Origin of the sequence: Leifsonia sp. 22587, assembly GCF_052044215.1 — a bacterium.
Classification (GTDB): Bacteria; Actinomycetota; Actinomycetes; order Actinomycetales; family Microbacteriaceae; genus Leifsonia; species Leifsonia shinshuensis_C.
The window spans coordinates 265,964-287,406 of sequence record NZ_JBQENB010000003.1 but is presented as its reverse complement, the minus strand read 5'-3'; the positions used below and the strand labels follow the sequence as shown (position 1 = coordinate 287,406).

The 21,443-nt window shown below is 66.7% G+C and carries 24 protein-coding genes and 2 tRNA genes; 17 read left to right on the top strand and 9 right to left on the bottom strand.

Annotation, left to right across the window (positions count from 1 at the left end; translation table 11 throughout):
- Positions 1–5 precede the first annotated feature (5 nt).
- The gene (rnpA, locus tag ACTJI1_RS13535) at positions 6–383 is read right to left on the bottom strand and encodes a ribonuclease P protein component (protein ID WP_440743045.1); all 378 of its coding nucleotides are present in this window, start codon (positions 381–383) and stop codon (positions 6–8) included.
- Between the two features lie 25 nt (positions 384–408).
- Positions 409–546: a 50S ribosomal protein L34 gene (gene rpmH / locus ACTJI1_RS13530; RefSeq protein WP_018189031.1), complete on the bottom strand. Its 138-nt coding sequence runs from the start codon at positions 544–546 to the stop codon at positions 409–411.
- A gap of 448 nt (positions 547–994) precedes the next feature.
- Here rpmH and dnaA point away from each other — a divergent pair, with 448 nt between their 5' ends.
- The 10 genes from dnaA (at position 995) to ACTJI1_RS13480 (ending at position 11,907) form a co-directional block, all read left to right on the top strand.
- Entirely contained in the window at positions 995–2,428 is a 1,434-nt protein-coding gene (gene dnaA / locus ACTJI1_RS13525; protein WP_440743044.1) for a chromosomal replication initiator protein DnaA, read from the top strand.
- Between the two features lie 413 nt (positions 2,429–2,841).
- Positions 2,842–3,987: a DNA polymerase III subunit beta gene (dnaN, locus tag ACTJI1_RS13520; RefSeq protein WP_310132672.1), complete on the top strand. Its 1,146-nt coding sequence runs from the start codon at positions 2,842–2,844 to the stop codon at positions 3,985–3,987.
- A 36-nt stretch (positions 3,988–4,023) separates the two neighbouring features.
- A complete protein-coding gene (gnd, locus tag ACTJI1_RS13515; protein WP_310132675.1) occupies positions 4,024–4,911 on the top strand; it encodes a phosphogluconate dehydrogenase (NAD(+)-dependent, decarboxylating) in 888 nt (295 codons plus the stop codon).
- 13 nt (positions 4,912–4,924) lie between these two features.
- The gene (gene recF, locus ACTJI1_RS13510) at positions 4,925–6,091 is read left to right on the top strand and encodes a DNA replication/repair protein RecF (RefSeq protein WP_440743043.1); all 1,167 of its coding nucleotides are present in this window, start codon (positions 4,925–4,927) and stop codon (positions 6,089–6,091) included.
- Positions 6,084–6,572 carry a DUF721 domain-containing protein gene (locus ACTJI1_RS13505; protein ID WP_440743042.1) on the top strand — a complete coding sequence of 163 codons (489 nt, stop codon included), beginning with the start codon at positions 6,084–6,086 and terminating at the stop codon, positions 6,570–6,572. The genes recF and ACTJI1_RS13505 overlap by 8 nt, the downstream gene beginning before the upstream one ends.
- A gap of 123 nt (positions 6,573–6,695) precedes the next feature.
- Positions 6,696–8,696, top strand: coding sequence for a DNA topoisomerase (ATP-hydrolyzing) subunit B (gyrB, locus tag ACTJI1_RS13500; protein WP_310132680.1), 2,001 nt, complete (start codon positions 6,696–6,698; stop codon positions 8,694–8,696).
- A 47-nt stretch (positions 8,697–8,743) separates the two neighbouring features.
- Entirely contained in the window at positions 8,744–11,293 is a 2,550-nt protein-coding gene (gene gyrA, locus ACTJI1_RS13495; protein WP_440743041.1) for a DNA gyrase subunit A, read from the top strand.
- The gene (locus ACTJI1_RS13490; RefSeq protein ID WP_310132685.1) at positions 11,283–11,696 is read left to right on the top strand and encodes a DUF3566 domain-containing protein; all 414 of its coding nucleotides are present in this window, start codon (positions 11,283–11,285) and stop codon (positions 11,694–11,696) included. The genes gyrA and ACTJI1_RS13490 overlap by 11 nt, the downstream gene beginning before the upstream one ends.
- Positions 11,697–11,746: 50 nt before the next feature.
- Positions 11,747–11,823 (top strand) — tRNA-Ile (locus ACTJI1_RS13485).
- A gap of 11 nt (positions 11,824–11,834) precedes the next feature.
- Positions 11,835–11,907, top strand: a tRNA-Ala gene (locus ACTJI1_RS13480).
- Between the two features lie 35 nt (positions 11,908–11,942).
- On the opposite strand, the gene ACTJI1_RS13475 is transcribed toward ACTJI1_RS13480, so the two are convergent.
- A complete protein-coding gene (locus ACTJI1_RS13475; RefSeq protein WP_310132688.1) occupies positions 11,943–12,407 on the bottom strand; it encodes an Lrp/AsnC family transcriptional regulator in 465 nt (154 codons plus the stop codon).
- A 93-nt stretch (positions 12,408–12,500) separates the two neighbouring features.
- Between ACTJI1_RS13475 and ACTJI1_RS13470 the strand changes: the two genes are divergently transcribed.
- Positions 12,501–12,932 (top strand): rhodanese-like domain-containing protein, encoded by a 432-nt coding sequence (locus ACTJI1_RS13470; protein ID WP_440743040.1) that lies wholly within the window; start codon positions 12,501–12,503, stop codon positions 12,930–12,932.
- Positions 12,933–13,001: 69 nt separating this feature from the next.
- Here the strand turns inward: ACTJI1_RS13470 and ACTJI1_RS13465 are convergent, their stop codons facing one another.
- The gene (locus ACTJI1_RS13465) at positions 13,002–13,709 is read right to left on the bottom strand and encodes a DUF3800 domain-containing protein (RefSeq protein ID WP_440743039.1); all 708 of its coding nucleotides are present in this window, start codon (positions 13,707–13,709) and stop codon (positions 13,002–13,004) included.
- Positions 13,710–13,768: 59 nt separating this feature from the next.
- The gene (locus ACTJI1_RS13460; protein WP_440743038.1) at positions 13,769–14,632 is read right to left on the bottom strand and encodes an Fpg/Nei family DNA glycosylase; all 864 of its coding nucleotides are present in this window, start codon (positions 14,630–14,632) and stop codon (positions 13,769–13,771) included.
- 48 nt (positions 14,633–14,680) lie between these two features.
- On the opposite strand from ACTJI1_RS13460, the gene ACTJI1_RS13455 reads away from it, so the two are divergent.
- Positions 14,681–15,121, top strand: coding sequence for an NUDIX hydrolase (locus tag ACTJI1_RS13455; protein ID WP_440743037.1), 441 nt, complete (start codon positions 14,681–14,683; stop codon positions 15,119–15,121).
- Here ACTJI1_RS13455 and ACTJI1_RS13450 read toward each other — a convergent pair.
- Positions 15,118–15,315 carry a PspC domain-containing protein gene (locus ACTJI1_RS13450; RefSeq protein WP_310132695.1) on the bottom strand — a complete coding sequence of 66 codons (198 nt, stop codon included), beginning with the start codon at positions 15,313–15,315 and terminating at the stop codon, positions 15,118–15,120. The two genes, ACTJI1_RS13455 and ACTJI1_RS13450, sit on opposite strands and share 4 nt — an antisense overlap.
- A gap of 68 nt (positions 15,316–15,383) precedes the next feature.
- Positions 15,384–15,950 carry a hypothetical protein gene (locus tag ACTJI1_RS13445; RefSeq protein ID WP_440743036.1) on the bottom strand — a complete coding sequence of 189 codons (567 nt, stop codon included), beginning with the start codon at positions 15,948–15,950 and terminating at the stop codon, positions 15,384–15,386.
- A gap of 122 nt (positions 15,951–16,072) precedes the next feature.
- On the opposite strand from ACTJI1_RS13445, the gene ACTJI1_RS13440 reads away from it, so the two are divergent.
- Together ACTJI1_RS13440 and ACTJI1_RS13435 are read left to right on the top strand one after the other, a co-directional pair.
- On the top strand, positions 16,073–16,612 hold the full coding sequence (locus ACTJI1_RS13440; protein WP_310132698.1) for a peptidylprolyl isomerase: 540 nt from the start codon (positions 16,073–16,075) through the stop codon (positions 16,610–16,612).
- Between the two features lie 23 nt (positions 16,613–16,635).
- Positions 16,636–17,493 (top strand): rhomboid family intramembrane serine protease, encoded by an 858-nt coding sequence (locus tag ACTJI1_RS13435; protein WP_440743035.1) that lies wholly within the window; start codon positions 16,636–16,638, stop codon positions 17,491–17,493.
- A 218-nt stretch (positions 17,494–17,711) separates the two neighbouring features.
- Here ACTJI1_RS13435 and ACTJI1_RS13430 read toward each other — a convergent pair whose 3' ends face one another.
- On the bottom strand, positions 17,712–17,972 hold the full coding sequence (locus ACTJI1_RS13430; RefSeq protein ID WP_064110473.1) for a cell division protein CrgA: 261 nt from the start codon (positions 17,970–17,972) through the stop codon (positions 17,712–17,714).
- Positions 17,973–18,083: 111 nt separating this feature from the next.
- Here ACTJI1_RS13430 and ACTJI1_RS13425 point away from each other — a divergent pair, with 111 nt between their 5' ends.
- From ACTJI1_RS13425 to ACTJI1_RS13415, 3 genes are read left to right on the top strand one after another with little or no spacing between them, the layout of a single operon-like run.
- On the top strand, positions 18,084–18,857 hold the full coding sequence (locus ACTJI1_RS13425; protein ID WP_440743034.1) for a class E sortase: 774 nt from the start codon (positions 18,084–18,086) through the stop codon (positions 18,855–18,857).
- Positions 18,858–18,859: 2 nt separating this feature from the next.
- On the top strand, positions 18,860–19,018 hold the full coding sequence (locus ACTJI1_RS13420) for a hypothetical protein (protein WP_440743033.1): 159 nt from the start codon (positions 18,860–18,862) through the stop codon (positions 19,016–19,018).
- Positions 19,015–19,653: an anthranilate synthase component II gene (locus ACTJI1_RS13415; RefSeq protein WP_310132706.1), complete on the top strand. Its 639-nt coding sequence runs from the start codon at positions 19,015–19,017 to the stop codon at positions 19,651–19,653. Before ACTJI1_RS13420 ends, ACTJI1_RS13415 begins: the two co-directional genes overlap by 4 nt.
- A gap of 16 nt (positions 19,654–19,669) precedes the next feature.
- On the opposite strand, the gene pknB is transcribed toward ACTJI1_RS13415, so the two are convergent.
- On the bottom strand, positions 19,670–21,364 hold the full coding sequence (gene pknB / locus ACTJI1_RS13410; RefSeq protein ID WP_310132711.1) for a Stk1 family PASTA domain-containing Ser/Thr kinase: 1,695 nt from the start codon (positions 21,362–21,364) through the stop codon (positions 19,670–19,672).
- Positions 21,365–21,443 lie beyond the last annotated feature (79 nt).

Here is a 21,443-nt window from a genome sequence, read left to right as displayed (position 1 = left end):
TGCCCTTACTGTGACGACCTGGTCTGACTGCGGCTGGTGAATCGAGTGGAAGCGTCGAGAAGCTCCCCGTGCAGGCTAGCCCACGGCGCTTGAACAGAGGCTGGCAATGCGCGCACCACCACATCCAGGCCCCCGGCCGGAGCGGCGGGAGACGAGAAGTGGGGGAGCAGGTCGTACGCTGCGGCCTTCAGCCGGCGCCTGACCAGGTTGCGGTGCACCGCGTTCCCGACCGCTTTGCTCACGATGAAACCGAATCGCACCACGTCCGAGTCGGGATTCGGACGGATGTAGGTCACGGTCACCGCTCCGGAGAAGCGGGATCCGCGCCGTACCGTCGTCCGATAGTCCGACCCTCGCGTGATGCGATGGGCTTTGGCGAGCACCGGTCGGCCCTCTGCCGGAGGAAGGTCAGGCCGAGAGCTTCTCGCGGCCCTTGCGGCGGCGAGCCGAGAGGATCGCGCGACCCGCACGGGTACGCATGCGGAGGCGGAAGCCGTGGGTCTTCGCGCGCTTGCGGTTGTTCGGCTGGAACGTTCTCTTGCTCATATCAATCTCCGTGGGTGGTCTCTTCACAGGCCGGTGCTGAGCGGAAGGGCCAGCACGAGGAGGCCAGGAAAGTTTCAGGGCAGCCGGAAGGGCCGCAAGTCAACTGATTAAAACTACGGCCTGGGTGCAGGCGAGGTCAAACCGATGGACTCAAATCCACTGATTATGCACGGTATTGGCAGGCAGGGGATGTTCGACTCGCCGTCATATGCCTCGGATCGGATTTGATCGAGCTTCTGTGGACAAGTTACCGTGAGGTCGAAAGTTATCCCCAGGCCGTGCCAATTCTGGCCGGAGATGGCTACGGTATTTCTCACACAGCGGTGGATAACTCTGTGAATACCCACCGGCGGCATCCGAAGCCGCCAACCCGATGAGAGTCACCGGGGGTCGACTCGTCCCCTCGTCGGGCTGACGGCATCCGCAACACAGACGAAGACGGGGAACGATGGCAGGCGGCGAAGAGTCCATAGCTGCGGCGTGGCAGAACGTGCTCGGCAAGCTCGAGACCGACGACCGGATCACGCCGCAGCTGTATGGATTCCTGAGCCTGGTCGAGCCGAAGGGCATCATGGCGGGCACCTTCTATCTGGAGGTGCCGAACGAGTTCACCCGCGGGATGATCGAGCAGCGGAGCCGGCTGCCCCTGTTGAACGCGATCGGCGGTCTCGACGACGACCTCGCGGTGAACACGTTCGCGATCGTGGTGAACCCGGAGATCCAGCAGGAGGCCATGGCCGGCACGGGCGCCGAGCCGGAGGTCGCTCCGGCCTATGTCGAGCAGATCGCCCCGCCGATGGTCAGCCAGCCCACCGAGATCACCGCACCGCCGCGCGGCGGCGACACCCGCCTCAACGCCAAGTACAGCTTCGACAACTTCGTCATCGGCCAGTCCAACCGCTTCGCCCATGCGGCGGCGGTCGCGGTGGCCGAGGCTCCGGCCAAGGCCTACAACCCGCTGTTCATCTACGGCGACTCGGGACTCGGCAAGACCCATCTCCTACACGCCATCGGGCACTATGCGATGAGCCTGTATCCCGGCATCCGCGTCCGGTACGTGTCCTCCGAGGAGTTCACGAACGACTTCATCAACTCGATCGCCAACAACCGGGGCTCGTCGTTCCAGGCGCGCTACCGCAACATCGACATCCTCCTCATCGACGACATCCAGTTCCTGCAGCGAGCGGTCGAGACGCAGGAGGCGTTCTTCCACACCTTCAACACGCTGCACGACCACAACAAGCAGGTGGTCATCACCTCCGACCTGCCGCCGAAGCATCTCACCGGCTTCGAGGACAGGATGCGGTCGCGGTTCGAGTGGGGACTCATCACCGACGTCCAGGTGCCCGACCTCGAGACGCGCATCGCCATCCTGCGAAAGAAGGCGCAAAGCGAGAAGATCCAGGTTCCGGACGACATCCTCGAGTTCATGGCGACCAAGGTGTCCAGCAACATCCGCGAGCTCGAGGGGACGCTCATCCGCGTCACGGCGTTCGCCAGCCTCAACCGCACGCCGGTCGACATGCCGCTGGTGCAGACGGTGCTCAAGGACCTGATCACGCTCGACGACGACAACGTGATCGCGCCGACCGACATCATCACCAACACCGCCGAGTACTTCAAGCTCTCGGTCGACGACCTCTACGGGTCGAGCCGCTCGCAGGCGGTGGCGACGGCCCGACAGATCGCCATGTACCTGTGCCGTGAGCTCACCAACCTCTCCCTGCCCAAGATCGGCCAGCTCTTCGGCGGCCGCGACCACACCACCGTGATGTACGCGAACAAGAAGATCAGCGAGCTCATGAAGGAGCGCCGCTCGATCTACAACCAGGTCACCGAGCTCACCAGCCGGATCAAGCAGAACCACCGCTACGGCAAGTAGGCCGTCGGCCGCTGTAGCGGACCGGTTATCCACATCTCCATCCCCAGAGTGGGGACAGTGCGTTATTAACACGTGTGGATAACTTGTGGAAAGGTTCCGGAGAACTCGACGATTAATGGGGACGAGAGACCGTGGCCTGTGAAAAGCCCTCCTCGGCGTCGACGGGCCCACGACCTTGTGAACAACAGGAATCCTCAGGCCATCAACAAGTCACCGACGTGTAGTTTCCAGTCCTCGTCTGGCTTCAACAGAGTTATCCACAGTTTCCACAGCGGTTAACACGATTACTTCTTAACTCTTCTCATAGGGGGCGGACGACAACCTCAAGGGCCGACGGGCGCCGCTTCCGCGTCACAGGCCAGGCGCTAGGATTTGTCACGTCCGTTATCCGTCAAGCCGTCAGAGGTGACTTCGTGAAGTTCCAAGCCAATCGGGATGTGTTCAGCGAGGCCGTCTCCTTCGCGGTGAAGCTTCTTCCGCAGCGGACGACCCTGCCCATCCTGAGCGGCGTGCTGATCGAGACCACGGACAACGGGCTGCAGCTGTCGTCGTTCGACTACGAAGTCTCGGCGCAGACGGAGATCGCCGCGGAGGTCGAGGAGCCGGGACGCGTCCTCGTGTCCGGCCGTCTCCTCGCGGAGATCGCGTCGAAGCTTCCGAACGCGCCGGTGCGGTTCTCGACGGAGGAGTCGAAGATCGTCGTCCGGGCCGGATCCGCGAACTTCACCCTGCTCTCCATGCCCGTCGAGGAATACCCGAGCATCCCCCAGGTCGGCGGAGAGGCCGGTCTGGTGCCGGCCGAGGAGTTCGCTCAGGCCGTCGCGCAGGTCGGCGTCGCCGCATCCCGCGACGACGTCACGCCGGTCATCACCGGTGTCCAGCTCGAGGTGGGCGACAACACGCTCGGCCTCGTCGCGACGGACCGCTACCGCGTGGCCGTCCGTGAGATCGACTGGGACAACGGCACCACCTCGGGCGAACCGGTCACCGCGCTCGTGCCCGCACGCACGCTCACCGAGATCGGCAAGACCTTCGGCCACAGCGGCAACGTGTCCATCTCGATCACGAACCGCGACGATCGTGAGCTGATCGCCTTCACCGCCGACCGGAAGACCGTGACGTCGCTGCTGATCAAGGGCAACTTCCCGCCGGTCCGCCGGCTGTTCCCCGAGCAGGTCGACAACTACGCGGTGATCAACACCGCAGAGCTCATCGAGGCGACGCGACGCGTCGCCCTCGTGCTGGAGCGCGAGGCCGCGCTCCGCTACACCTTCACCGCCGACGGGCTGACGCTGGAAGCGATCGGTTCCGAGCAGGCGCAGGCATCCGAGAGCATCGACGCTCTTCTCACTGGCCAGGAGACGGTGGTTTCATTGAAGCCGCAGTTCCTGCTCGATGGTCTCGGTGCGGTGCACTCGGAATTCGTGCGCATCTCGTTCACCAAGACCGAGAACCCCAACAAGCCGGGGCCTGTGCTCATCACGAGCCAGACGTCGAAGGATCAGGCCGGCGCGGATTCCTACAAGTATCTGCTCCAGCCGAACCTGCTCCTGCGCTAGACCCGGCGCCGTCGAAGCGAAAGAAGAAGGACAATCATGCACATCGGCCTCATCGGCCTCGGACGCATGGGCAACAACATGCGTGCCCGGCTCGAGAAGAACGGCATCGACGTCACGGGTTACGACACGAACCCGGACGTGTCGGACGTGGCGACCGTCGCCGACCTGGTGGCCGCGCTGCCCGCGCCGCGCACCGTCTGGGTCATGGTGCCCGCCGGCGAGATCACCGACTCGGTGATCCGCGAGCTCGAGCCGCTGCTCGAGAAGGGCGACCTCGTCATCGACGGCGGGAACTCGAAGTTCACCGAGGACTTCAAGCACTCGGAGCTGCTCGCGCCCCGCGGTGTCGACTTCATGGATGTCGGCGTCTCCGGCGGCATCTGGGGTCTGGAGAACGGCTACGGCCTCATGGTCGGCGGCTCCGCCGACCAGGTTGAGCGCGTGATGCCCGTCTTCGACGCCCTCCGGCCGGAGGGTCCGCGCGACGAGGGCTTCGTCCACGTCGGCGAGGTCGGCGCCGGCCACTACGCGAAGATGGTGCACAACGGCATCGAGTACGCGCTGATGCAGGCGTACGCCGAGGGCTACGAGCTGCTGGACACGCGCAAGGACATCATCAAGGATGTCACCGGCACCTTCAAGGCGTGGCAGCGGGGGACCGTCGTCCGTTCATGGCTGCTCGACTTGCTGGTCCGGGCGCTGGAGCAGGACCCGGAGTTCGAGCACATCGAGGGCTACGTGCAGGATTCGGGCGAGGGCCGCTGGACGGTCGAGGAGGCGCTCAACAACGCCGTCCCCGTGCCGACGATCAGCGCGTCGATCTTCGCGCGCTTCGTCTCCCGCCAGGAGGACTCGCCCGCCATGAAGGCCGTCGCCGCGCTGCGCAACCAGTTCGGCGGCCACGCTGTGAAGGCCGTGGACTGAGACCCGTCACTCTGTGCGTGTCACACACCTCTCCCTGACCGACTTCCGCAACTACCGCACCGCGGAGGTGCCGTTCGCGGCCGGCGCGAACCTTTTCGTCGGCCGCAACGGTCAGGGGAAGACCAACCTCGTCGAGTCGCTCGGCTACCTGAGCACCCTCGGGTCGCACCGGGTGTCGAGCGACCAGGCGATGATCCGGAAGGATGCGGACGCCGCGATCGTGCGGGCCCGCATCCAGCATGACGGCCGTGAGCTCCTCGTCGAGGTGCAGCTCAACCGGGGCACCGCGAACCGAGCGCAGGTGAACCGGGCGGCGATCAAGCCGCGCGAACTCCCGCGGTACTTCTCGAGCGTCCTCTTCGCTCCGGAGGACCTGGCGCTCGTGCGCGGGGAGCCGGGGATCCGCCGGCGGTTCCTCGACCAGCTGCTGATCCAGCGCAATCCCCGGTTCTCGGCGGTCATCGCCGACTACGAGCGGGTGCTCAAGCAGCGCAACACCCTCCTCAAATCCGCCCGGGCGTCCCGCGTCCGGGAGGACCAGCTCGGCACGCTCGACATCTGGGACGATCGCCTGGTGCAGCTGGGCTCCGAGCTGATGGATGCGCGCCTCGAGCTGGTCGGGCGGCTGAGCGATCCGCTCGTCGCGGCCTATCGGTCGGTGGCCGGCGACGACCACCACCCGCGTCTGGTACCGCAGCTCACCATCCACGGTGCCCACGTCGAGGACGATGACGATTCCGCCCCCGACGATGTGACCGGGTCAGCCGGTGTCACCACCCCCGAGGCCTTCCGGCGGGCACTGGCCGCTGGCCGTCGCAAGGAGCTCGACCGCGGTCTGACGCTCGTCGGCCCGCATCGCGACGACGTCCTCTTCGAGCTCAACGGGCTTCCAGCCAAGGGATACGCCAGCCACGGGGAGTCGTGGTCATTCGCGCTCGCCCTGAAGCTGGCCTCCGCCGAGCTGCTGCGCCGCGAGTCCACCACCGGCGACCCGGTGCTCATCCTCGACGACGTCTTCGCCGAACTCGACCAGGCGCGACGCCGGATGCTCGCAACCGCCGTGGCAGGGTACGAGCAGGTGCTCATCACGGCGGCCGTCTTCGACGACGTGCCCGACGAGCTCACGGCCCACACAGTCCGGATCGAGGCGGGCGCGATCGTGGAGGCGACCGGTGTCTGAGCGGGCCAGCGAAGCATCCGCCGTCTACCTCCGGCTGAAGTCGCTCTTCACCGGGACACCGGCGCGCCGTAAACGCGCCGCGCGCGACGAGCAGGGCCCCGGGACGAGCACGCCGTTCGGTTCCGGCCGCGACCCTCACGGCGTCGGGGACGTGGTGGATGCGCTGGCCGCGCAGCTGGGCTGGACCTCGGCTCTCGCCCAGTCCGACCTCCTCGAGAGGTGGCGCGAACTGGCCGGTGAGGAGACGGCGAAGCACGCCGTCCCGGACCAGATCGTGGACGGCGTGCTGGTCGTCCGCTGCGCGTCCACGGCGTGGGCGACGCAGCTGCGGATGATGCGCTCCGAACTCCTCGCGCACATCGCGGAACGGTTCCCCGAGGCGGGCATCGCTTCGATCCGTTTTCAGGGGCCGGACGCCCCCTCCTGGAAAAGAGGCCCCAGGTCCATTCCAGGGCGCGGTCCGCGCGATACTTACGGCTGAGAGCACAAAAGAGGTCGCCAGTCCGAAGAAAATGGCTCAGACGGCCGTTTTCCGGCATTTCCACCGCGCGCTCTTGGTAGAATGGAGAGTCACTGTTGAGTGCGGTCAGGAGCCTAATTTCATATGACGATGGAACCGAACGCGGCCGGGACGGAACACGAATACGGCGCTAATGAGATCCAGGTCCTCGAGGGTCTCGAAGCCGTCCGCAAGCGACCTGGGATGTACATCGGTTCCACCGGTCCCCGCGGTCTTCACCACCTGGTCTACGAGATCGTCGACAACTCGGTCGACGAGGCCCTCGCGGGCCACGCCGACAACATCGAGGTGACCATCCTCGCCGATGGTGCCGTGCGCGTCGACGACAACGGTCGCGGCATCCCCGTGGACGAGCATCCGGTGGAGAAGAAGTCCACGGTCGAGGTGGTCCTCACGATCCTGCACGCCGGAGGCAAGTTCGGCGGCGGCGGATACGCAGTGTCCGGCGGACTGCACGGCGTCGGCAGCTCGGTCGTGAACGCGCTGTCCAGCCGGCTCGACGTCGAGGTGCACCGGCAGGGGTACGTCTGGCGGCAGAGCTACCGCAACGGTGTCCCGCAGGCGCCGCTCGAGCAGGGCGAGGCGTCGGAGCGCACCGGAACGATCATCACCTTCTGGCCGAGCCCGGACACGTTCGAGACGATCGAGTTCGACTACGACACGCTGCGCACCCGATTCCAGCAGATGGCGTTCCTCAACAAGGGGCTCCGGATCGCGATCACCGACGAGCGCGCCCCCGAGATCGAGCCGGTCGAGGGAGAGGTCGACGAGGAGCACACCCCGCGCCACGAGGTCTTCCTCTACGAGCGCGGACTCATGGACTACGTGCAGTACCTCAACTCCGCGAAGAAGGTGGAGGTCGTCCACGACGAGATCATCTCGTTCGAGTCGGAGGACACCGAGCGCAAGATCGCCCTCGAGGTCGCCATGCAGTGGACTACGAGCTACAACGAGAGCGTGTTCACCTACGCGAACACGATCAACACCCACGAGGGCGGCACGCACGAGGAGGGCTTCCGCGCGGCGCTGACAACGCTGGTCAACCGCTATGCGCGTGAGAAGGGCATCCTGAAGGACCGGGACGACAACCTCTCCGGCGACGACGTGCGCGAGGGCCTGACCGCGGTCATCTCCGTGAAGCTCTCCGAGCCGCAGTTCGAGGGGCAGACCAAGACCAAGCTGGGCAACACGGAGGCCAAGGCCTTCGTGCAGAAGGTGGTCGGCGACCAGCTCGGCGACTGGTTCGACCGCAACCCGAACCAGGCCAAGGACATCATCCGCAAGGCGCTGCAGGCCGCGACCGCGCGACTCGCCGCCCGCAAGGCCCGCGAGACCGCTCGCCGCAAGGGACTGCTCGAGAGCGGCGGGATGCCGGGCAAGCTCAAGGACTGCCAGTCCAAGGACCCGACGATCTCCGAGATCTTCATCGTGGAGGGCGACTCGGCCGGCGGTTCCGCCGTGCAGGGCCGCAACCCGGAGACGCAGGCGATCCTCCCGCTCCGCGGCAAGATCCTCAACGTCGAGAAGGCGCGGCTCGACCGCGCGCTCGGCAACAACGAGGTCCAGGCGATGATCACGGCGTTCGGCGCCGGCATCGGCGAGGACTTCGACCCCGAGAAGGCGCGTTATCACAAGATCGTGCTGATGGCGGATGCCGATGTCGACGGTCAGCACATCACCACGCTGCTGCTCACGCTGCTGTTCCGCTACATGCGGCCGATGATCGAGCTCGGCTACGTCTACCTGGCGCAGCCGCCGCTCTACCGCCTCAAGTGGTCGAACGCCGAGCACGAGTACGTCTACTCGGACCGCGAGCGCGACGCCTTCCTGGCCGAGGGACTGGCCGCCGGCAAGCGGATCCCGAAGGACAACGGCGTTCAGCGCTACAAGGGTCTCGGCGAGATGGACTACCAGGAGCTGTGGGAGACCACGATGAACCCGGAGACGCGCACGCTGCTCCAGGTCACGCTCGACGACGCGGCAGCGGCCGACGAGATCTTCGCCACCCTGATGGGCGAGGACGTCGAATCGCGACGCTCGTTCATCCAGAAGAACGCCAAGGACGTCCGGTTCCTCGACATCTGACGCTCCGGCGCCGATGACCTGAGGGAACCGAAGAGGAAGAGAAGACTGTGACGGACGAAGAGAACGTGTCGGCCGACGGGGCCGGTTTCGGCATCCACGGGAGGATCGACCAGGTCGACCTCCAGTCGGAGATGCAGAGGTCGTACCTCGACTACGCCATGTCGGTCATCATCGGGCGCGCCCTGCCCGAGGTGCGCGACGGCCTGAAGCCGGTGCACCGTCGCGTCATCTACGCGATGTTCGACGGCGGATATCGTCCCGACAAGGCGTTCTCGAAGTGCGCCCGCGTCGTCGGCGACGTGATGGGACAGTTCCACCCGCATGGCGACTCGGCGATCTACGACGCGCTCGTCCGCCTCGTTCAGCCGTGGAGCCTGCGCTACCCGCTCGCGCTCGGCCAGGGCAACTTCGGCTCGCCGGGAAACGACGGCGCCGCCGCCCCGCGATACACCGAGACGAAGATGGCGCCGCTCGCGCTGGAGATGGTCCGCGACATCGACGAAGAGACCGTCGACTTCCAGGACAACTACGACGGTCGCACCCAGGAGCCCGCCGTCCTGCCCAGCCGGTTCCCCAACCTGCTGGTCAACGGCTCGGTGGGAATCGCGGTCGGCATGGCCACGAACATCCCGCCGCACAACCTGCGCGAGGTTGCGGCCGGCGCGCTGTGGTACCTGGAGAACCCGGACGCGCCGCGCGAGGAGCTGCTCGAAGAGCTCATCAAGCGGATCAAGGGACCGGACTTCCCGACAGGCGCGCAGATCCTGGGTGTCAAGGGCATCCACGATGCGTACCGCACGGGCCGCGGCTCGATCACCATGCGCGCCGTGGTGAACATCGAGGAGATCCAGGGCCGGGTCTGCCTCGTGGTCACCGAGCTCCCGTACCAGGTCAACCCGGACAACCTGGCGATCAAGATCGCCGACCTGGTCAAGGAGGGCCGTATCGGCGGCATCGCGGACATCCGCGACGAGACCTCGGGCCGCACCGGTCAGCGACTGGTCATCGTGCTGAAGCGCGACGCCGTGGCCAAGGTCGTGCTCAACAACCTGTACAAGCACACGCAGCTGCAGGAGAACTTCGGCGCCAACATGCTGGCGATCGTCGATAACGTGCCTCGCACGCTCTCGCTCGACGGCTTCATCGTCGCGTGGGTCGACCACCAGATCGACGTCATCGTGCGGCGCACCCGCTTCCGTCTCCGTAAGGCGGAGGAGCGGGCGCACATCCTGCGCGGATACCTCAAGGCGCTGGACGCCCTCGACGAGGTCATCGCGCTCATCCGCCGGTCGGCAACGGTCGACGACGCCCGCGACGGCCTGAAGGGCCTGCTCGAGGTCGACGACGTGCAGGCGGACGCGATCCTGGCCATGCAGCTGCGTCGCCTCGCCGCCCTCGAACGCCAGAAGATCATGGAGGAGGCGGACGCAATCGAGAAGCAGATCGCGGAGTACCACGCCATCCTCGACGACCCGGCCCGCCAGCGCTCGATCGTCGGCGAGGAGCTCACCGAGATCGTCGACCGGTTCGGCGACGACCGCCGCACCGAGATCATGTTCGGCTACGACGGCGACATGAGCGTCGAGGACCTCATCCCCGAAGAGGAGATGGTGGTCACCGTCACGCGCGGCGGGTACATCAAGCGCACGCGCAGCGACAACTACCGCAGCCAGCACCGCGGCGGCAAGGGCGTGAAGGGCGCACAGCTGCGCGGCGAGGACGTCGTCGACCACTTCTTCGTCACCACCACGCACCACTGGCTGCTGTTCTTCACCAACCAGGGTCGCGTCTACCGGGCCAAGGCGTACGAGGTGCAGGAGGCCGGCCGCGACGCCAAGGGCCAGCACGTCGCCAACCTTCTCGCTTTGCAGCCGGATGAGCAGATCGCCGAGATCCTCGACATCCGCGACTACGAGGCGGCCAAGTACCTGGTGCTCGCCACCCGCGAAGGCCTGATCAAGAAGACGGCCCTGTCGGAGTACGACACCAACCGCACCGGTGGCATCATCGCGATCAAGCTGCGGGAGGGCGACGAGCTCGTCTCCGCTCTGCTGGTCGAGGAGGACTCCGACCTCCTGCTGGTCTCGCGCAAGGGCATGTCCATCCGCTTCACCGCGTCCGACGAGGCTCTGCGTCCGATGGGACGTTCGACCTCCGGTGTGATCGGGATGCACTTCCGCGGCGAGGACAGCCTGCTCGACGCATCGGTCGTCTCGGACGAGGGCTACGTCTTCGTGGTCACCGAGGGCGGGTACGCCAAGCGGACGTCCGCGGACCAGTACCGGCTCCAGGGCCGCGGTGGTCTGGGCATCAAGGTGGCCAAGCTGAGCGACGACCGCGGCGATCTCGTGGGCGCTCTCATCGTCGGCGAGGACGACGAGGTCCTTGTGGTTCTTGCCAGCGGCAAGGTGGTACGCTCTGCCGTGGCCGAGGTACCCGCCAAGGGCCGTGACACCATGGGTGTCGTCTTTGCACGTTTCGCCGAGTCCGACAAGATCATCGCTCTGGCGAAGAACACCGAACGCGACCTCGTCGACTCCACTCTCGCGGAGGAGACCGAGGCGGTCGGGAAGGAAGAAACCGTAGATGAGCAGTAGCGTCGCCGACAAGCTCGCCAAGAAGTCGACCCGCCGACCCGCATCCGCCAAGCAGGTGCGGCTCAAGCTGGTCTACATCGACTTCTGGTCGACCGTGAAGCTGTCGTTCCTCGCGGGCATCTGCCTGGCGATCATCGCCATCGTCGGTACGTTCCTGGTGTGGACGGTCCTCGACCGCACTGGGATCTTCGACCAGATCAACAGCCTGTTCAAGGACATCTCGGGCGCCGGCGGGAGCGACCTGCGCTCCATCCTCGGGCTGGGTCAGGTGATGGGCTTCTCGCTCATCGTCGCCATCCTGGACATCGTCGTGGTCACCGCCCTCGGAGCCGTCTTCGCCCTGCTGTACAACCTGTCCGTGAAGATCACGGGCGGCCTGCTGGTCGGCTTCACCAACAACTGACCGATTTCGCAATGCCAGGGCCGATCGGGTAGTCTCGTATCTGCCCATTCGGGGATATAGCTCAGGCGGTTAGAGCGCTTCGCTGATAACGAAGAGGTCCGAGGTTCAAGTCCTCGTATCCCCACCATCACCTCTCGCGGGGCCTTAGCTCAGTTGGTAGAGCGCCTGCTTTGCAAGCAGGATGTCAGGAGTTCGAATCTCCTAGGCTCCACACTTATCGCATCGGCCGCGGCTCGACCCGGCGGCTCACTCGTTCGGCGGGACGATCGTCCGGGTCGGGAACGGGCTCGAGTACGACACGCTCGTGGTCACGCTTCCGAGCGTCCCCACTCGGCCACTGAGCTGCTCCAGGTGGCGCATGGATGTCGCCACCACCTTCAGGATGAAGCAGTCGTCACCGGTGACGTGGTGCGCCTCCACCACTTCGGGCAGTTCCGCCAGCAGGTCGTGCAGCGGCTTGTACTGGCTGCTCGGGTAGCGGAGCCGCAGGTAGGCGAGGATGCCGTAGCCGAGGCGCTCAGGATCCACCACCGCGCGGTATCCCGTGATCACGCCGACCTCCTCCAGACGGCGGACCCTCTCCGCCACCGCGCTGTTCGACATGTGGACGGTGCGCGCCAGCTCGGCGATGGACTGACGCCCGTCGCGCTGCAGCTCCGCGAGGATGGTGCGGTCGGTGCTGTCGGCGACGAACGGGGATGTGACGGTCATGGCGCGATTCTGCCATGAGATCGACGGCGGAACGCGCCGGATGCCGTCGATGGTCTCTTCAGCAGCGCGGTCCGATTTCCTAGTCTCGAAGCCATGACACTGACGATCTCCGACGCCACCCAGCACTTCTCCGCGAAGCTCCGTTTCGAGACGGACCCGTCCGACGTCCATGCCGCCCTCGAGCGCGGTGATCGGTTCGTGCTCGTCGACAGCCGTTCCGTCACCGCATGGGCACAGGGACGCGTGGCCGGCGCCATCCACCTGCCGACGGCCGAGATCCCGGAACGTGCCCCGGCTCTCATCCCCATGGATATGCCGGTCGTTGTCTACTGCTGGGGACCGGGATGCAACGGTTCCACTCGGGCGGCGCTCGCGTTCAGCCGGCTCGGTTACGAGGTGCGCGAGATGATCGGCGGATACGAGTACTGGGCGCGGGAAGGGCTGCCGACCGAGGACGAGGCGGGCCGCATCACTGCGTCGGTCGACCCCCTCACCGCGCCGCGCGGGTTCGACTGCGCCTGCTAAGCTGAGACGGCAGGACGCGAAAGCCTCCCGCAACAGCCAACGCCCCGCTCGCGCGGGGCGTTGTGTCTTTCACGGACGCCAGACGTACTCGCTGACCGTCACAGAGCGAATGTTCCTGACGATCTTGTGGATCGCGCGCGCGGAGCGCGGATCACGCTCCTCGATCGTGCGATGCCGATTGAGGAAGTACGTAGCGATGTCTGCGGCCTGCAGCATCCGACTGTCGCAGGAGGGCCCGAAGTAGAGGGTGTCGGCAATGCATTCCAGTGTTCGTGTGGTGTATCCGGGGACCGCCTGCAGCTTGAAGCTGCGCAGGCTCCTTCTGGCGTTGCCGGCTGAGTGATGCTCGTCGGCGAGGACCAGCCCGAGACCGTCCTCGTCGATGCCACCCAATCGCATGTGCACATCTTCCAGGGTGTGGGCGAGCGCAAGGAGATGCGCGGGAAAGGGCCGTGCATATCGCGACCGCTGAGCGACCAGATCCACGCCCCTGAAGACGAACCGTGCAGTCGAGGCGGCCAAGACCTTGGCTACGACGTCGCACGCTTTGATGCGCCAACTGACCGGGACGCTCTCCCACCTGCCCTTGCCCTGGAACATCTCGACAGCGTGGAACTCGGTGTGAGGGTCGAACCCGCGCACATTCATCGCGATGAGGCGGGCGAACTTGTCGATGCTCTCCTCGATGTGGCGTACGGCCGCCGCATCGGCGATCAGCGCACCGAAGAAGTAGAAGCGGTCGTCGCGGGCGGATTCGTCGAGATAGACCAGGCGCACGGTGGGTGACTTTAGCCGTCTCCCCGTGAGGCGCTCGGTCGGTTGTCCGCAATCGGCTCCTACTTGAGCAGGCGCGACAGCACGCGGTCGGCCAGGGGCTTGCCGCCGGTCTGGCAGGTGGGGCAGTACTGGAAGGTGGAGTCGTGGAAGATGACCTGGCGGATCGTGTCGCCGCAGACGGGGCACGGCTGACCGGTGCGGCCGTGCACCCGCAGGTTGGACTTCTTCTCGCTCTTCAGCTCGGAGGCCGCGAGACCGTCGGCGCGAGCGAGCGCATCCCGGAGCGTCGACTGCATCGCCTCGTACAGGCGAGCGACGTCGTCGGCTGCCATGTTGGCCGGCTTGTACGGCGACATCTTGGCCACGTGCAGGATCTCGTCGGAGTAGGCGTTGCCGATCCCGGCGATGAGCGACTGGTTTCTCAGCACGCCCTTGATCTGCGCCCGGCCCTGGGCGGCGAGGATGGCGGCGAACGCCTCCTCGGTGAACGACGGATCGAGCGGGTCCGGTCCGAGTCGCTGGATGCCCGGCACCTCGGCTGGGTCACGGACGACGTAGATCGCGAGGCTCTTCTTGGTGCCGGCCTCGGTGATGTCGAGACCGGACCCGTCGTCGAGGACCAGCCGCGCGGCGAGCGGGCCCTTGCCCAGGCGTCCGTTCGGGGGAGGGGGCGGAGCGTCGCGCCAGCGGATCCAGCCGGCCCGTGCCAGATGCACCACGACGTGGAGCTCGCCTGCCGTGATGTCGAGGAACTTGCCGTGGCGGCTGACGCCGGCGATGGTCAGGCCATGGAGCGCGTCGGCCGGTGGATCGAACGTCTTCAGCGCCGAGAAGGCGACGATCGACAGGCGGTCGATGACGCGACCCTTCAGCCGGCCATCGAGGTCGGCGGCGAGGGCAGTGACTTCCGGCAGTTCGGGCATCACCCCTAGTCTGCTCCTCACCACCGACAACGGAAGTAGAGTGTGGCGATGGATATCCGCGTCGCCGCCTACGGTGTGATCACGCAGGGTGACCGCATCCTTCTCGCCCACTGGAACGAGAGCGGCCGGTCCGGATGGACACTCCCGGGCGGCGGCATCGACCCGGGTGAGGATCCGGCGGACGCTGTCGTGCGCGAGATCGCGGAGGAGACCGGCTACGTCGCGGAAGTCGGCGCGCTGCTCGGGATCGACTCGAAAGTGATCCCGGCCGAGCACCGGTTCATCCCGGAGGCCGGCCCCCTCCACGCGCTCCGCATCGTGTACCGCGCGACCGTGGTCGGCGGGGAGCTGACGAACGAGCTGGACGGCACCACGGACGAGGCCGCGTGGTTCCCGCTGGCGGGCATCCCGAAGCGCCACGTCGAGCTGGTCGACATCGCCCTGGCTTTCGCCGGACTCGACGACGGCACGGGCGGCGCAACGACCTAGACGGTCGCGGTCCTGCCCTCGCTCGGGATGACGATCCACGCCACCAGGTAGGCGATGAACTGCGGACCGGGCAGCAGGCACGACAGCAGGAAGATCAGACGCACGGTCCACGGCCGCAGCCCGAAACGGAGAGCGAGACCGGCGCACACGCCGGCGAGGATGCGGCCATCGCGGGGCCGGAAGAGACTGTTCATGCTCTCCAGCGTGTCAGCGGGCGCGCATCCTCACCATCGGGGAAACCCCCGAAAAGACCCGGGGGTCGTTACTGCTGAGTGGTGCCGGTCGCCGGAGCAGCAGGCTCCTCGTCGGCGACCCACAGCTCGTCGTCGGCGCGGAACGTCTGCCAGACCGCATAGAGCAGACCGACGGCCGCGATGATCCCCAGACCGATGGCGATGACGCTTCCCGCCCCCGGACCCGAGTTCTGCGTGGCCGCTTTGGTCTTCTTGGTCAGCTCCTTGCCGGCCTTCTTGAACTCGCCGGCGAAGGCGGCGGAGCGGGCGGCGCGTGCGTGGTCGACGACCGAGAGCGCGGTGCCGACGGCAGTGCCGACCGCGGGGATGACGTCAGTCACGACGCGCTCGCGCGCCTGGCCCACGTAGCGGCCCGCGGTGGCCTTCGCGGTGTCGGCGGCGGGGCGCACGTACTGGTCGTACCCCCCACGGACGCGCGGCGCGATCTCTTCGCGGGTGTAGTAAGCCGCCTGCTTGCGAGCCTCGGCCGCGAGGGCGTTGGCGTTCGCCAGCACCTCCTGCTGCTGAGTCCACAGGTCCTCGGCTCCGCTGCGCAGTCGCTTGAGCTCCTTCTTGCGCTTCCGTGTCAGGCTCATCTGTTCCTCCGTCGAGTCGGGGTGGCGACTGACTCCATCTTGCCACCGAAAGGGCTGAGGATGGCCCGAGAGGTCCTCAGGCCGCCCAAGTCGTCTGTACGCCCTGTGCAAGAATTGGTGCCATGTCTAAGCACACCGCTGTCGCCACGCTCCACACTAACTACGGAGACATCAAGGTCAACCTCTTCGGCAACCACGCGCCGAAGACGGTTCGCAACTTCGTCGGGCTGGCGACGGGCGAGATCGAGTGGACGCACCCCGCCACGGGCGAGAAGTCGACCGCTCCTCTCTACGACGGTGTGGTCTTCCACCGCATCATCCCCGGCTTCATGATCCAGGGCGGCGACCCGCTCGGCCAGGGCGTCGGCGGACCGGGCTACCAGTTCGACGACGAGATCAACCCGGAGCTCGACTTCACCCAGCCGTACATCCTGGCCATGGCGAACGCCGGCATCCAGGGCGGCCGCGGCACCAACGGCTCGCAGTTCTTCATCACTGTCGCGCCGACCACCTGGCTGCAGGGCAAGCACACCATCTTCGGCGAGGTCGCGGACGACGCGTCGCGCAAGATCGTCGACAAGCTCGCCGAGGTGCCGACGGATGCGCGCGACCGGCCGCTGGACGACGTGGTCATCGAGTCGATCGACGTCGAGCAGGTCTGAGAGAGGGCGGGCGAGCAGCACACATGACTCAGCCCGTCGACGCCCGCGCGAGCTACTGCTACCGGCATCCTGACCGGCAGAGCTACGTGCTCTGCCAGCGCTGCGGCCGCACGATCTGCGGCGAGTGCCAGACTCCGGCCGCCGTGGGTGTGGTGTGCCCGGAGTGCATGGCGCAGCAGCGCGCGACGCATCCGCGCACCAAGCCGGCGTGGCTCACGCGGCTGACCGGGTCGGGCGCGCCCGTCGTGACGTACGCGATCATCGCCGTGTGCGTGCTCGTGTTCATCGTCCAGACCCTCGGGCAGCTGCTCAACCTCCCCGTCAACAGCGCCATCGTGTACGCGGGCGCCTACTCCTACCCGAGCGGCACGTTCGGGGTGGCCTTCGAGCCGTGGCGGATGTTCACCAGCGTGTTCGCGCACGCCAACATCATCCACATCGCGCTGAACATGTACACGCTGCTCGTGTTCGGGATGGCCCTGGAGCCGTTGCTCGGACGGGCCCGCTATCTGGCGCTGTTCCTGATCAGCGGCTTCGCGGGTTCGCTCGGCGTGCTGCTTCTCGCCTCTCCGGTGCAGCCGGTGCTCGGCGCATCCGGCGCGATCTTCGGCCTGTTCGGGGCGTTCTTCATCATCCAGAGACGGCTGGGCGGCAACGCGACCCAGATGCTCGTGCTGCTCGCCATCAACCTGGGTATCGGCTTCCTGCCCGGGTTCAACATCGCCTGGCAGGCGCACGTCGGCGGGCTCGTCGGCGGCTTCCTCGTCGGGCTGATCTACGTTGAGACCCGCCAGCCGCAGCGCCGCCGCTGGCAGCTTCCGCTGCTCGTTCTGCTGTGCCTGATCTTCGTGGCGATCAGCCTCATCCACTTCTTCGTCTGAATCCTGTAGTTCCCACAACGCGTGGATAAGTTATCCACAGGCTTATTAACACTGTGGGTAATTACACGGCTGTAACTCTCCACAGGCTTATTAACACTGGGGAAAGCACGCACGAACGAGCGTCGACTACTCACAGGCACCCTGTGGAGAAGTGTGGAAAACACACGACCCGGGCCGGCTGGGAGCCGACCCGGGTCGAAGAGGGAGTGCGAGACGCGCTAGCGCCAGCGGGTGGTCATCAGGAAGCCGATGAACGCGATCCCGAAGCCGACGAGGATGTTCCAGGCGCCGAGGGCAGGGATGGGGTACTGGTTCTGGCTCACGTAGAAGACGATGATCCAGATCAATCCGAGCAGCATGAAGCCGAACATGAGCGGCTTGAACCACACCGGGTTCGGCGCCTCTTCTCCGGACGCCGCTGCAGTGCGCTCGGCGCGGGCGGGTCGCTCAGGTTTCGTCTTCGACTTGCTGCGGGCCATAGCACCACAGTGTAGCGGGGAAGCCCCGGAGCTTTCTGAGGCCCCCGAACAGGGGCCGAGGGGGTGCAGGGCCCGTGTCGTTTCACAGAGACCTTCTCTAGAATGTGACACATGACCCCGCCCGACACCCGCGACAGTCGTCGGGGACGCCGCCCTGCACGGCGCCCAACGGTGGTCGGTGTCATCGGCGAGCTGCTGATCACGGCGGGCGTGCTCGTCCTTCTCTTCCTCGGCTGGCAGATCTGGTGGAACAACCTCGTGCTGGCCGGTCAGCAGACCAGCGCCGCCGCCCAGCAGAGCCAGAAGTGGGTGGACGACGCCATCAAGGCGCCCAAACCGGCACCCGACCCTGAAGCGGCCCAGGTCGATCCTCCGGTGATGGCCGCGCCGGCTCCCTACCAGCCCTTCGCCGTCCTCTACATCCCTCGGCTCGGCCCGGACTGGAAGCGGGTCATCCGGCAGACCGTCGACACCGAGCGTGTGCTGAACAGCTACACGGCGGGAGTGGGCCACTATGTGGACACTCAGATGCCCGGTCAGGTCGGCAACTTCGCCGTCGCCGGGCACGACTCGGGATGGGGCAACACCTTCATCGACCTCTCGAAGCTGCGCATCGGGGACCGCATCTACGTACAGACTCAGGACGGCTGGTACGCGTACACCTTCCGGAACTTCGAGTACGTGCAGCCGACCGCGGTCGGCGTGCTGCTGCCCGTGCCGCGCCAGCCGGCCGCGACCCCCGTGGAGCGGTTCATGACCATCACGACGTGCAATCCGCCCTTTCATGCCGGAGAGCGGCTGATCGCGTACAGCGTGTACCAGACGTTCGCGCCGCCGCAGGACGTTCCGAGTGAGATCGCCGCCGCGGTCGGACAGGGAGGCTGACGATGTACGGAGCCCTGTGGAGAGTTCTGCCCGGACCGTGGTGGGTGCGGCTGCTCATCCTGCTCGTGCTGGCGGCCGTGCTCCTGTTCGCCCTGGTGACCTGGGTGTTCCCCTGGGTGGATTCGCTCCTCGGTCCGCAGGAAGGTACCGTGGGGCCGTGACTCGCGTACTCGTCATCGACAACTACGACAGCTTCGTCTACACGCTGAACGGCTACCTGCGCGAACTCGGCGCCGAGACCGATGTCGTGCGCAACGACGATGTCAGCGCCGACCAGCTGGCGGGCAAGCTCGCCGAGTACGACGCCGTCCTGCTCTCTCCGGGCCCGGGAAAGCCGGCCGACGCGGGCGTGTCCGTCCCCGTCGTCGAGCAGGTGCTGACCACCGGCCAGCCGCTGCTCGGCGTGTGCCTCGGCCACCAGGCGATCGCCGAGGCGTTCGGCGGGGTGGTCACCAACGCCGAAGAGCTGATGCACGGCAAGACCTCGAAGGTCACCCACGACGACACGATCCTCTTCGACGGCGTTCCGCAGCCCTTCACGGCCACGCGCTACCACTCGCTGGCCGTCGTCGACGGCACCCTGCCCGAGGAGCTGCAGATCACCGCACGCACCGAGGGCGGCGTGATCATGGCCTTGCAGCACCGCGACGCACCGATCTATGGCGTGCAGTTCCACCCGGAGTCGGTGCTCACCGAGGGCGGCTACCGGATGCTGGGCAACTGGCTGGAGGCGTCCGGACTGGCGGGCGCAGCCGAGGCGGCCCGCTCGCTCAACCCGTTGGTCAAGCTGGGCTGAGCGCGCCGGCGTCGGATCAGCCCGAGCAGTAGGTCAGATCGACGGTCGTGCCCTGCGGCACATCACCCGGGGCGACCGACTGCGTGTGCACCATCGTCGCGCCCTTGTCCTGCGGGCACGTGGGGTCCGGCTTCGGGTTGGCGGTCAGTCCGAGCTGAGAGAGGATGCCCGTGGCGGCCTGGATGGTCTGCCCGGTGAGGTCGGTCAGCGTCACCTTGCCGCTCGATACGTGCAGGCCGATCGCGTCCCCTTCGTGCGCGGAGGCGTTGGCCGCGGGATCCGTGGAGATCACGACGTTGGCCGGCACCGTGGGTGAGTTCTCCGACGTCGTCGGACCGACGGTGAGCCCGGCCTGTTGCAGCGCTTGTGTCGCCGCATCCACCGTCATGTTGTGCACGTCCGGAACCGACACGGTCTTCTTGCCGGTAGAGACGTAGACGGTGATGGTGTCACCGGTCGCGACGACGATCCCCGCGCCGGGGTCGGTGCGGATGACCTCGCCCTGCGAGTAGGTCGGGCTGGATTCGCTCGTCTGCACCCACTTGAGCTTCATGTTCTCGAGCTCAGCCGAAGCCTTGTCGAGGGTCTGCCCGGACAGGTTGGGCACCTTGCGCGACGTCTCCGGCATGGTCGTGCTCGGCGCGAGCCGGAGCACCCAGGCGAGGACGGCCACGATGACGACCGCCATGATGGCGATGCCGGCCCAGATCCAGATGACCGGTGGGCGGCGCTGCGTGCGCGTCATCGTCTGGTCCTCGGCCAGCTGCCGGAAGGCGGCCTCCGGGCCGGACACCGAGCTCGGGGGCGCGCCGAACAGTGTCTCCGCGAGCTCGTCCTCGTGCTTGCGCTTCGGGACGCGGCCCGCGGCCGCCTCCTCGAGGTCGGCGCGGAACTCCGCGACGGTCTGGTAGCGCTCGAAGCGGTCCTTGGTGAGGGCGCGGGCGACCACGACATCCATCGCGGGGGAGATCTTGGGATTGACGGTGCTCGGCGCGACCGCGGTCTCGCTCACGTGCTGGTAGGCGACGGCGACCGGGGTGTCGCCGCGGAAGGGCGGACGTCCCGTGAGCATCTCGAAGAGCACGACGCCGGTGGAGTAGAGGTCGGTGCGGGCGTCGACGGACTCGCCCTTCGCCTGCTCGGGCGAGAAGTAGCTGGCCGTGCCGAGCACGGCGGTGGTCTGCGCGACGGTCGCCGACGAGTCGCTGATGGCGCGGGCGATGCCGAAGTCCATGACCTTCACCTGGCCGGACTTGGTGATCATCACGTTGCCGGGCTTGATGTCGCGGTGCACGACGCCGGCGCGGTGCGAGTACTCCAGCGCGGTGAGGATGCCCTCCGTGATGCGGACGGCCTCCGAGAGCTCGAGCGGGCCCTTCTTGATGAGGTCTTTCAGAAGGACGCCGTCGACGAACTCCATGACGATGAACGGGAGCTGGGCCTCGTGACCGTTCGGCTCGCGCACGGTCTCCTCGCCGGCGTCGAAGACGCGGACGATCGTCGGGTGCGTCATGCGGGCCGCGGCCTGTGCCTCCTGGCGGAAACGGGTGCGGAACGCGGGGTCGGTCGCGAGGGAGGGCTTCAGCAGCTTGATCGCCACCGTGCGGCCCAGTCGGGTGTCGGTGCCGCGGTGGACGTCCGACATACCGCCCCGGCCGATGAGTTCGCCCACCTGATATCGGCCTGCGAGCAGGCGGCTATCTGGGCTCAATGCGGACTCCTTCTGGGTGCTGACTCCGGTTAGTGTAGCGGGGCCCGGCTGGATATCCGCCCGAGGCCCCGGGCCGGGG